Genomic DNA, 9,119 nt, shown 5'->3' on the forward strand with positions numbered 1-9,119 from the left:
GAAACCGGCCCCAAGATGAGATCTCCCACAGGTCAACCTGGTAAGACCCCTTGCAGAACACGAGGTTGATAGGCCGGGCGTGTAAGGGCGGCAACGTCCTTAGCTGACCGGTACTAATAGGTCGAGGGCTTGACCTCAAACCCTTAAGATCCAGACCCAATTCCCCATGCGCGGTTGTCTGAGAGCACAAGTGCAAGAACCCGTCTCTTGACGGGTTCTTGTTATTGAATGGGCCGAAGCTTGGAGGTTCCAGACAGTGAACCGCGAAATACATAGGATTTGTGTGGGATCTGCACTCGCGAGGAGGGCGCTCGATGTCACCCAATACCCGAGGGACCGCCAGGACGCGTCTGATGATAGCTCTGAACATTTTACTGGTGGTCTTGGGAGTAGTGGCCCTGACAGGGCTGAGCCGCGGGGGCGCAGGAGTTGGCCGCAGTCAACTGACAGAGGCAGCAATCATACTGGTTCTCGTCGTGGGCGTGGCATTCGTGGCGAACTGGGCGGTTCTGTTGGACCGGCGGCTGCAGACTGAGCGAGACCTACAGAGAATCACGGTCCAGCTCGATGGATTGCTCGACATTGAGAGAGCAGCTACGGGCCACCGGGATGTGCGCGAACTCCTCCACACGATTCTGAAACGAACCATGGAAATGGTAGACGGTGCGGATGGTTCCATCATGCTCGTGGATTCGTCCGGCGAGCACCTTACTATGGAGGCACATTTTGGACGGGAAGTCCACGACAGACTGATGCGGATAGCCCTCGGCGAAGGGATAGCGGGCTGGGTCGCCCAGACCGGGCAGGCCGTCAACCTTGCGGAGCCGCACAAGGACTCCAGGTTCATAGATGACGGAATCCCGATGAAAGGGATGGCAAGCGTGCCCATGGTCGTCCGCGACCGGATCGTGGGAGTCATAAACGTACAATCCAAGAAGGCCTCGAGGTTCACCGATACCAACATGGCGTTGCTTACAGGAGTGGCCAGTTTTGCCGCCTTGGTGCTGGAGAGTGCGGAGCTGTTCACAGAGGTGAAGCGCAAGGCGGATGAGATGTCCGCCATGCTTGATCTGGTCGGCGCGATAAGCTCTAACCTCCAGATCGACCAGGTGTTGAACGAAGCTATCGAGCGCGCAGTCCGGCTTCTTCAGGGCGGAGAGGCTGGCGTGATCATGCTGGTCGGAGTGGATGGCCGTCTTTCTGTTCACGCCAGCTATGGGTACCCTCCTGACATCGTGAAGGTGGGGCAGTGTGCAGGCTCAGGGTTCTCGGGCCGTGTGGCACGGGAAGGCCGAGGGCTCGTGATAGATGACGTCCGGGAAGACAACTACGCCGAATTCATGGTACAGGCTGAGCGACTCAGGCTCTTCTCTGTGCTCGACGTAAGATCTGCGGTGTGCGTTCCCATCCGGTCCGGTGAGCGGACGGTCGGTGTCATGAGTGTCGACAACCTCACCCGGACCGGCGCTTTCTCCCGCCGGGACCTCCAGACACTCGAAGGACTCTCGCAACATATCTCCATCGCGCTCGGGAATGCCATGGCATACGAGAGCCTGAAGAAGCACGCTGAGGAGCTCTCTGTCCTCCAACGGGTGGGAATCACCATCTCGAAGGAACGAAACATACAGGACCTCGCTGACCGTGTAATCTCGTTGATCGATGAAACCTTCGGCTATCACAACTCGTGTTTCTTGCTTCTGGACAACGAGATGCACGAACTGCGGGTTGTGGCTGCCAGAGGATACCCCGACACCATCAAGAACGTGCGGATTCCCCTGGACTCGGGGATAACCGGCCATGCAGCCACAACCATGAAGCCGTGCATAGTCGGCGATGTCACATTAGATCCTCGCTACATACAAGGCACACCTGGGACCCTCTCGGAGGCTGCCATCCCCATCACCGCAGACAACAGAGTGTGGGGAGTGTTGGACGTCTCCAGTACCGCCCCTGACGCGTTCAGAGAGCACGACGTCACAGTGCTCACTACCATCGCGAACCAGGTCGCTGTGGCTCTGACAAATGCGCATCTCATCCAGCAATTGCGCAAGAGCTTCTTGGCGACTGGTGAAGCCCTGGCCGCGGCGGTCGATACCAAGGACCACTACACCCTCGGGCATTCACGCCGGGTGACTGACTTCGCTGTGACCATCGCCCGGGCGATGAGGTTACCTGAACGCGCCATTGACGAAATCCGGACGGCGAGCCTCCTGCACGATGTGGGCAAGATCGGGATACCCGAGGCCATACTTCAGAAACCGGGCAGGCTCGATCCGGACGAGATGCGGCTGATCAAGATGCACCCTGAACTCGGAGTTCATATCTTGCAGTCTGTGGATGACTTCTCGGGCATAATACCTCTCGTCAAACATCATCATGAGAGGTACGACGGCAAAGGTTACCCCACTGGGCTCGCAGGCGAGGAAATCCCTCTCGGCGCCAGAATACTCTCGGTGGCTGACGCCCTTGATGCCATGACTTCTGACAGGCCGTACCGGAGTGGATTGCCCACCTCCGAGGCAGTCGACGAACTCAGGCGGTGCGCCGGGACGCAATTCGACCCGGACGTAGTTGACGCGGCAGTGGACATGCTCGCATCCAGGCAGTTGGCGGAGAAACCGGCCTGGCACGCGTAACCCGGGGTTTTGCATAGCCTGCATAGCCTGCGGTCTTTGACCGGAGGTAGCCGGGTATGATATCCTGGGAAACGTCATCAACTGAAAAGGAGGCGAACCCCGCCGGTCGCGGGGCGCGGGGGATTCAATGGAGTTCGGACGCTTTGCTTTCGCAGTCCCTGTCAGTGCTCTGGTAGCTCTGGCCTTCGCGCTATATCTGTCCGCGGCGATATCGCGGAAGGACGAAGGCAACGACAACATGAGGCACATATCGGGTGCGGTACGTGAAGGGGCACGAGCGTACCTAAGACGGCAGTACATAGGCGTAATTATCTTCTTCGCAGTCATGTTCGTGGTCCTGCTGCTTCTGGCCTCAGCGGGGCAACTCACTTTCTTCACTCCTTTCGCATTTCTCAGTGGCGGGTTCTTCTCAGGGTTGGCTGGTTTCATAGGTATGACCACGGCGACCAAGTCCAATGCAAGAACCGCGCAGGCTGCGTCGAACAGCGTGAATGAAGGCTTGAGAGTCGCATTCTCCAGTGGTGCGGTTATGGGACTCACCGTGGTGGGCCTCTCTTTGGTTCACTTGTCCATCTGGTACTTCGGCCTCACCTGGTACTACTCCACGGTGCAGGTCATCGCTGACCAGGGCGCGCGCCTCGCCGTGATCACCAGTGCCCTCCTAACCTCGGGGATGGGTGCGAGTTCCATGGCGCTCTTCGCCAGAGTGGGAGGGGGCATCTTCACCAAGGCTGCGGATGTGGGAGCTGACCTTGTTGGCAAGGTGGAGAAGGGTATCCCTGAGGATGACCCCAGAAACCCGGCGGTAATTGCGGACAACGTCGGCGACAACGTCGGGGACGTGGCTGGCATGGGGGCAGACCTCTACGAGTCCTACGTTGGATCGATAGTCGCCACCGCTGCCCTCGGGGCTTCCCTCAGGCTCGGGGTCAACTGGGTCATCATGCCGTTTACCATTGCGGCCCTGGGTGTGGTGGCTGCGATCGCCGGGAGCTTCTTCGTGAAATCCGGCGAGCAGGCAGAGCAGTCAGTCCTACTTGGAGCCCTACGTAGGGGTGTATACTCCACTTCAGCAATAGTCCTGGTGGGGAGCTACTTCCTCATCCGCGCGATACTAGGTCCCGAGCACACGCGGCTTTTCTGGCCGGTCCTCGCAGGCCTGGCTTCGGGGGTAGTAATAGGCCGCGTCACTGAGTACTACACATCCGCCTCTTACTCTCCCACCCGCCGGGTGGCCGAGTCTGCCCTGACTGGGCCGGCCACGGTCATCATCAGTGGAATGTCGGTGGGCATGGTTTCAACCGCCATTCCCATCCTGGTCATCGGTCTCACCGTGATCTTGAGTTACATACTCGCGGGCGGCACGGCCAACGAGACTATGGGCCTTTACGGTGTTGCCATATCCGCTGTGGGGATGCTCTCCACTCTCGGCATCACTCTTGCCACTGACGCCTATGGCCCTGTCGCTGACAATGCCGGCGGCGTGGCTGAAATGGCGCACCTCCCGAAACACGTGCGCGAGAGAACGGATGCTTTGGATTCTCTCGGCAACACAACCGCAGCCACGGGCAAGGGTTTCGCCATCGGGTCGGCGGCCCTCACCGCCCTGGCTCTGATTGCGGCCTACCGAGACCAGATCACCTCCTTGACCGGTGGGGGCCTAGTCACGTTCAGCCTGCTAGATCCCCCTGTTCTGACCGGTCTGTTCATCGGAGGCATGCTTCCGTTCCTATTCTCCTCCCTCACTATGCAGGCGGTTGGTCGCGCCGCCCAGGGCATAGTGGTGGAGGTCAGGCGACAGTTCAGGGAGATTCCCGGGCTCATGGAAGGCACCGGGAGACCTGACTACGCGAGGTGCGTGGACATATGTACCGCAGCGGCGCAGCGGGAGATGGTGGTGCCATCCCTTATTGCCATCATCGCGCCGGTCTCTGTAGGAGTCATCCTGGGCGCGAAGGCCGTCGGAGGCCTTTTGGTCGGAACGGTTGTCACCGGGTTCCTTATCGCGATCATGATGGCGAATGCCGGCGGCTCATGGGACAACGCCAAGAAGTACATCGAGTCCGGCGAATTTGGTGGGAAGGGCTCCGACGCCCACAAGGCCGGGGTGGTTGGCGACACCGTGGGGGACCCATTCAAGGACACATCCGGGCCGTCTCTGAACATCCTGATAAAACTGGTCTCGATGGTATCGATCGTGTTTGCGTCTGTCGTGGTCACTGCGGCGATCATGAAGTAACCTGGTGTACGACAAGACAGTTCTTGCATCCCGCCCGCCGGGCACTCGCCGGGGCGGGTTCACTTTTCTGACTGGTGGGTTTCTCTCGGGCATCCGAATCCGACGTGGAAAGGTCGGCAGACAACATCGCTCCCCTCAAGACCTCCATCAACCTTCTGGTTGAACCCCAAGGGAGCGTGTGATACTATAGTCCTGCTGTACGGGCGGCATTTGGCCCACACACGGAGGGTTCGGTTGATGGCTGGCAGAAGGCCTATTGTGTTGACGGTCCTGGATGGGTGGGGGGCGAGCGTGAGGGTGGCTGGCAATGCCGTTGCGCTTGCGAGGATCCCGAATTTCCAGCGGCTGCTTGAGGCGTATCCTCACACGACTCTCCCGGCGCATGGCCAGGCGGTAGGCCTGCCTGAAGGGCAGATGGGTGGATCCGAGGTTGGCCATCTCTGCCTGGGCGCGGGGAGAGTTGTTTATCAGGACCTTTCCTACCTCAACAACCTCATAGACAAAGGGGAGTTCCAGCGTAACAGAGTCATCCTGGACGCCATGAAGGTAGCTGCGGAGTCCGGACGATCGGTCCACCTCATGGGCCTGGTGTCCCCCGGGGGTGTCCATAGCCACCAAGACCACATATATGTGTTGGTTGGGATGGCCAGAGAGTCGGGAGTCAGGAACCTGTACATCCACGCGTTTCTGGACGGCCGGGACGTTCCTCCTGCGAGTGCCGTGGAGTATCTTGAGAACCTCCAAAACCGCCTGGACGAGCTCGGCCTCGGGGAAGTGGCGACTGTCAGCGGGCGCTACTACGCCATGGACAGGGACAACCGTTGGGATCGCACCAAGCTCGCGTGGGATGCACTGGTCCACGGGCAGGGAGTGTTCGCGCACTCGGCCATAGAGGCCGTTAGGAGGTCGTATGCCGAGGGCGTGACGGACGAGTTCGTGCTTCCCGTCGTCATCGTGCGGGAAAACGGCGAGCGTGTTGCCCAAGTGGAAGACGGTGACTCCGTGATCTTCTTCAACTTCAGGGCGGACCGTGCACGCCAGCTGACAAAGGCTTTCATGTTCGATGAGTTCCACGAGTTCGACCGAGGTTCGCGCCCGAAGGTGAACTTCGTCTGCCTGATGGAGTACCTGAAGTCCGACATACCCGTGGCGTTCTCTCCGCCTGACACCACGGATGTCCTGGCCGAGGTCTTGTCCAGAGCGGGAAAGAGACAGCTCAAGGTGGCGGAGACGGAGAAGTTCGCCCACGTCACGTTCTTCTTCAACGGAGGCCGCGAGGAGCCGTTTCCGGGGGAGGATCGTGTCCTCATACCTTCCCCTAAGGTAGCCACTTACGACCAGGCTCCCGAGATGAGCGCCCGAGCGATCGCAGCGGAAGTTGTGCGGAGAGTGGAATCCGGCGACTACGATTTCATCCTGGTGAACTTCGCAAACGGAGACATGGTCGGGCACACAGGCGACCTTGACGCGGCGGTCAAGGCGGTTGAGACAGTAGACGAGTGCCTGGGCCAGATATGGGATGCGATCTCAGCGGCGGGTGGAGTGCTGATCGTAACCTCGGATCACGGAAATGCCGATGAGATGGTGGACCCGGAGAAGGGCACTGCAAACACGGCACACTCGCTGAACCCGGTGCCTTTCATACTGGCGGGAGCGGGCCCTTGTGTGCTCCGACGGGATGGGGACTTCGGGGATGTGGCCCCAACCATACTAGAGCTGATGGGAGTTCAACAGCCAGCGGCAATGAGTGGGAAGTCGCTCATAGCCGGATACGGAGCGTAGGATATCTTTGCCTCCTTGTATCGGTGCATGTTGGCTCTTGCCTGGAGATAGAGCCCGACGAGTTCGGGGTTGACCCCAGCCTTCTTGTAGACCGCATCCACTAGGCTTGGGTCCTCGGTGTGGACCTCCACCGAGGACGCCCGGAACTTCCTACCGGCGTCAAGCGCGGCAACCAGGGCTGCAAACCTAGCGCCCCGGATGCCGGAGGACGGAGGGGCGTTTATGGGCTGTACGACTTCAGAGAGCACCCTGCGGTGCGAGTCCTGGACATGAAGCAGCGCGCATCCGGGCCTGCCGTTGGCCCCGAGTGTGACCGCTGTGAAGATGCGGATGGTGCCCTTCATTGCTAAGAGCCTCCTTCGTTCCTGTCGGTATGGAGAACAAATGTTCTACACACAAAGCTTAACACGAACACTTGTTCGTGTCAAGCCAGGTGACCCACTACCAAACAACCGCCCGCAAGGCGGGGGCAAAGGAGACTGGACGTGTCCATTACTACCTTCATCCCCAAAGACATTCTGGACATCCCGGCTGAGGAGTTCGACGCCCCCCTCTTCCAGGCGCTCATGGAGTATGTCCGGCTCAACCCGGCCAGGTTTCACATGCCGGGACACAAAAAAGGCGCCGGGATCCCTCCTGAGGTCGCACAGACCCTTCGCGAAAGCATCCTGGCCATGGACATCACAGAGACCCGTGGCATGGACAATCTGCACTCACCTTCGGGATGCATCAAGAAAGCCCAGGATTTGGCCGCGCAAACCTTTGGAGCGGACCGGACCTGGTTCCTCACCAATGGCACCACAGCCGGGGTGCATGCCATGATAATGGTGACCTGCAAACAACGGCAGAAGATCATCATCCCGCGCGATGCACACCTCGCAGTCATCGGCGGCGTCATCCTGTGCGGGCTCAGACCTATCTTCGTGTACCCGGATATAGACCCCGAGTGGGGGATTAGCCTGGGGGTGAGGCCTGAGGCTTACGAGGAGGCCTTGACTGAGCATCCGGATGCCAAGGCATGTCTCATAACCAGGCCGAATTACTACGGGATCGCTGAGGACTTGACGCCTCTGGTGGAGGCGTGCCGAAAGCGTGATATCCCGCTTCTCGTGGACGAGGCGCATGGCCCTCACATCCACTTCCACGAGGATCTTCCTCCATCTGCCCTGGACTACGGTGCGAGCATGGTGGTGCAGAGCACGCACAAGATGCTTGGATCCTTCACTGGGAGCTCGATGCTTCACATGAAGGGCACGAGCAGCAGAATCTATCCAGACCGTGTACAGAGGATGCTTGCGATCCTCCAATCCACGAGCCCATCCTACCTATTGATGATGTCTTTGGACATCGCGGCCACGGTGATGCGGAAGCGAGGACATCAGCTCATGGCGCGCGCTCTCGCGCTTTCTCAGAGAGTGCGCGACAAGCTTAAAGGGCTCCCCGGAGTGCGTGTCCTGGAGCGGCCCAGCATGGACCGGCTCAAACTCACGGTTTCCATGATCAACCTGGGTCTTGCCGGGTTCGACCTGAAAAACAAGTTGATTGACGAGTACAACGTCAGAGTGGAACTCGCAGATCTCGAGAATGTTATCGCGTTTATCACCTATGCCGATACAGAGGAGACTGTGGATGCTCTGGCGAACGCATTGACTGCCGTGGCGCGTGAAGCGTACGAAAAGGCCACCCGGCACGGCAACGGGCTCAACGGGGTGAAAGCCGACAAGCACCTGCAAAGAGGAGCCATCGGCACCCAGGCCATATTCACCCGTCACCTGTTTGCCCCGGCGGAGCAGAGGCTTCTGCCTCGTGAAGCGACGCTTGCAGCGCACGAGCTGGTGAGCCTAGAGAGAGCGGAGGGCCGTACATGCGCGGAGGTTGTGGCGCCTTATCCTCCTGGTATCCCGTTGCTCTATCCCGGAGAGGTTATCGATGCCGGGAAGATAGGCGTGATCGACGAAGCGCTTTCGCTGGGAGCTGTGTTCCGCGGGCTGAATGCTGAAGGGGATCTAATGATCACTGTTGTGAGGGAGTAGCGGAAATGAGTTCAAAAGGGGTGTTCATCACAATCGAAGGGCCTGACGGCGCCGGAAAGACCACCCAGGCGCAACTCCTCGCCGAGCACCTGAGTTCGCTTGGGTACGACGTTGTCAGAGCCAGGGAGCCTGGTGGCACCCCCATCGGCATGCATATCCGCGACATAATCCTCGACTTGAAAGCCTCGGCCATGTCGCCCATGGCCGAGTTCCTGCTTTATGCTGCTGACCGAGCCCAGGACGTCAACGAGGTCATATTGCCCGCGCTCAAGGCTGGGAGGGTGGTGATCGGGGAGAGGTTCACGGATTCAAGCATAGCCTACCAAGGATATGGACTTGGGTTGAGCATCGAGGATATCCGAACCGTGAACCGCATCGCCACCGGAGGCCTGGTCCCTGATCTGACCATACTCCTGGACATCGATCCAA

The 9,119-nt window shown here is 59.4% G+C and carries 6 protein-coding genes and 1 rRNA gene; 6 read left to right on the forward strand and 1 reads right to left on the reverse strand.

All coding sequences use genetic code 11. The features are described 5' to 3' along the window. The 4 genes from NUW23_05645 to gpmI form a co-directional block, all read left to right on the forward strand. Positions 1-137: ribosomal RNA gene (locus NUW23_05645) — 23S ribosomal RNA — on the forward strand; the annotation flags it as partial. Positions 138-314: 177 nt separating this feature from the next. After that, positions 315-2,636 carry a GAF domain-containing protein gene (locus NUW23_05650; protein ID MCR4425661.1) on the forward strand — a complete coding sequence of 774 codons (2,322 nt, stop codon included), beginning with the start codon at positions 315-317 and terminating at the stop codon, positions 2,634-2,636. Between the two features lie 127 nt (positions 2,637-2,763). After that, on the forward strand, positions 2,764-4,875 hold the full coding sequence (locus NUW23_05655) for a sodium-translocating pyrophosphatase (GenBank protein MCR4425662.1): 2,112 nt from the start codon (positions 2,764-2,766) through the stop codon (positions 4,873-4,875). Between the two features lie 237 nt (positions 4,876-5,112). Beyond that, complete coding sequence (gpmI, locus tag NUW23_05660) at positions 5,113-6,657, forward strand: 2,3-bisphosphoglycerate-independent phosphoglycerate mutase (protein MCR4425663.1); 1,545 nt, start codon at positions 5,113-5,115, stop codon at positions 6,655-6,657. Here gpmI and NUW23_05665 read toward each other — a convergent pair. Further along, positions 6,603-7,001, reverse strand: a complete 399-nt coding sequence (locus NUW23_05665) for a hypothetical protein (GenBank protein MCR4425664.1) — start codon at positions 6,999-7,001, stop codon at positions 6,603-6,605. The two genes, gpmI and NUW23_05665, sit on opposite strands and share 55 nt — an antisense overlap. A 141-nt stretch (positions 7,002-7,142) precedes the next feature. On the opposite strand from NUW23_05665, the gene NUW23_05670 reads away from it, so the two are divergent. Both NUW23_05670 and tmk read left to right on the forward strand, forming a co-directional pair. After that, positions 7,143-8,690: an aminotransferase class I/II-fold pyridoxal phosphate-dependent enzyme gene (locus tag NUW23_05670; GenBank protein ID MCR4425665.1), complete on the forward strand. Its 1,548-nt coding sequence runs from the start codon at positions 7,143-7,145 to the stop codon at positions 8,688-8,690. A gap of 5 nt (positions 8,691-8,695) precedes the next feature. After that, positions 8,696-9,119: dTMP kinase (gene tmk / locus NUW23_05675; protein ID MCR4425666.1), on the forward strand; the 424-nt coding region annotated here is incomplete at its 3' end.

The organism is Bacillota bacterium, assembly GCA_024655925.1.
Taxonomy (GTDB): domain Bacteria; phylum Bacillota; class DTU025; order DTU025; family JANLFS01; genus JANLFS01.